This window comes from Mesorhizobium sp. M1338, from assembly GCF_040318045.1.
Taxonomy (GTDB): Bacteria; Pseudomonadota; Alphaproteobacteria; order Rhizobiales; family Rhizobiaceae; genus Mesorhizobium.
Map to the genome: position 1 here is coordinate 1 of NZ_JAMYLL010000160.1, position 673 is coordinate 673.

Consider the following 673-nt stretch of genomic DNA (forward strand, 5'->3'; position numbering starts at 1 on the left):
CGATCCCTGTTCTGGCGATTGAGCCGCTCATGACCGGAGCAGGGTCTAGTGCCGATCCTGGCCTGGCATTGAGCGCCGAGGCTGCCGCTTACGTGATGTACACCTCCGGCTCGACCGGCCTTCCCAGGGGGGTTGTTGTTGCTCACCGTGCGGTCAACCGGCTCGTCATCAACAATGGCTATGCGCAGTTCAGCTCGAGTGATCGTGTGGCGTGGGTGGGCAATCCCGCGTTTGATATCAGTACCCTGGAAGTGTGGGCACCGCTGCTACACGGTTCAAGCCTGGTTGTGATTCCACAAATCGATGTGCTGCAGCCAGAGGTGCTGCGCCGTCTGGTTCAGCAGCATGGCATTACCGTCCTGCATCTGACAGCTGGGTTGTTCAGCCAGAGCGCTGATGATTTAGGCCCGGCGCTGGCAAGCTTGCGGTTGCTATTGGTCGGCGGTGATGCGGTTGATGTGGCGGCAGTAGCACGGGTCTTGAGGGGGAGCCGACCGCAGCATCTCTTGCACTGCTACGGTCCGACCGAGACGACGACCTTTGCGACAGTCTGCGAGATTACCGCGATTGATGAGACGTTTGGCCGGCTCCCGATCGGGCGTCCGATTGCGAACACGCGGTTGTATCTTCTGGACGGTCATGGCGCGCCCGTCCCGTTCGGGGCGGTGGGGGA

Annotated in this window: 1 protein-coding gene; it reads left to right on the forward strand. The window is 61.4% G+C overall.

The annotated features are described in order from the left end of the window. Nucleotides 1-673: AMP-binding protein (locus tag NKH19_RS33470; protein WP_352984001.1), on the forward strand; the 673-nt coding region annotated here is incomplete at both ends.